3 protein-coding genes are annotated in these 1,535 nt (G+C 63.7%); all 3 read left to right on the top strand.

The annotated features are described in order from the left end of the window. Positions 1-425 (top strand): alpha/beta fold hydrolase (locus WCB02_RS04590; RefSeq protein WP_423956654.1); only part of this gene is annotated, 425 nt, incomplete at its 5' end. 124 nt (positions 426-549) lie between these two features. After that, entirely contained in the window at positions 550-1,185 is a 636-nt protein-coding gene (locus tag WCB02_RS04585) for an FMN-dependent NADH-azoreductase (protein ID WP_423956653.1), read from the top strand. Between the two features lie 26 nt (positions 1,186-1,211). After that, positions 1,212-1,535, top strand: a 324-nt coding sequence (locus tag WCB02_RS04580) for an MFS transporter (protein ID WP_423956652.1), incomplete at its 3' end; no start/stop codon positions are given.

The following is a 1,535-nucleotide window of genomic DNA, read 5'->3' as shown; positions in this document are numbered from 1 at the left end:
AGACCGAGAAGGCGGCGCGCGAGTTCGTCAGCATCGAAGGCACCAAATTCCACTGGCTGGTCGGCGCCAGGGATCCCGAAGCGATCAACCCCGACAACTGGATCCTCGATCAGGCGTTTCTCGATCGCCCCGGCACCGAGGACTACCAAGTCGACCTGCTCGAGAACTACAAGACGAACATCGCCCTCTATCCGGAGTGGCAGGCGGCCTTCCGGGCGCATCAGCCGAAGACGCTGATCGTCTGGGGCAAGAACGACCCGTTCTTCATCCCGCCGGGAGCACGCGCCTACCTGAATGATCTGCCCGACGCGAAGCTGGTCTGGCTCGATAGCGGGCACTTCGTGCTGGACGAGAACGGCCCGCGGGTCGCAGCCGAGATCAGGGCGGCCTTCGGCGGCGAGATCGAAGAGAAGACCGCCTCGTAACCACCGGACGGCTGGCGGTTCTCGCGAAGCTGCAGGGACCGCCGCCGACCAATCACTACGATCGCAAGCGCGGCCCGAACGAGCGGTGCACGCCGCGGATCGGCTTGCGCCGGAAACAAGGACCATGACCATGCAGAAGATCCTCTACATCAAGGCTTCACCCCGCGGCAGCGAATCAAAGAGCGCTGCGATCGCCGATGCATACCTGATGGCATTGCGGCAGCGGATCCCGGATCTCATCGTCGATACGCTCGATCTGTCCTCGGAGAAGCTTCCGGAGTTCGATGGCGACAAGGTCGCGGCGAAGATCGCCATTCTGACCGGCCAGGCCCATCAGGATCGGCAGAAGACCGCCTGGGACGAGATCACCGACGTCGCAAACCGATTCATCGAAGCGGACAGCTATCTGATCGCGGTGCCGATGTGGAACGGCGGCATTCCGTACCGCCTCAAGCAATACATCGACGTGATCCATCAGCCGAGCCTGCTGTGGGGGCTCGATCCCAGGACAGGCTATTTCGGGCTTCTGAGGAACAAGAAGGCTGTGCTCGCACTGACGAGCGGCGCCTTCGGTCCGGCCATGCCGTCGCCGGCCTTCGGTATCGACCATCATTCCACCTACCTGCGCGACTGGCTGAACCAGGCCGGCGTCACGGATATCGAAACCATCCGGTTCCAGCCGACCCTGCTCAATCCGGATCCCAAGGGCGCCTTCGAGGCGGCGGTCGCCGAAGCGATCTTCCTCGCCGGTCGCGCGTGAACCGTCGAACATCGAGGAGAACGATCATGGATCGCCGTCTTTTGGTACTTGCCATCGGCATGTTCGCGCTCGGTACGGACAGCTACGTCGTTGCCGGCGTGTTGCCCGCAATCTCCCGCGCTTTCGGTGTCAGCATCGCCGCGGCGGGACAAATGACCACCGTCTATTCGGTGACCTTCGCGCTGCTCGCGCCGGTCATCGCCGCGATCGCAGCTTCGGTGCCGCGAAAAAACATGCTGCTCGCCGGCGCCCTGATATTCGTGGTCTCGAACCTCGGGACCGCGATCGCCCCGACCTTCGGCGTCGCCCTGCTGACGCGAGCGTTCGCGGGCCTCGGCGCCGCGATGTTC

This window comes from Bradyrhizobium sp. (genome assembly GCF_049581145.1).
Taxonomy (GTDB): domain Bacteria; phylum Pseudomonadota; class Alphaproteobacteria; order Rhizobiales; family Xanthobacteraceae; genus Bradyrhizobium.
This window is presented reverse-complemented; position numbering and strand designations above follow the sequence as displayed.

What these genes read in the sequence shown, in the direction of transcription:
- WCB02_RS04585 (WP_423956653.1), top strand. Translation starts at nt 550, where the DNA reads ATGACCATGCAGAAGATCCTCTACATCAAGGCTTCACCCCGCGGCAGC.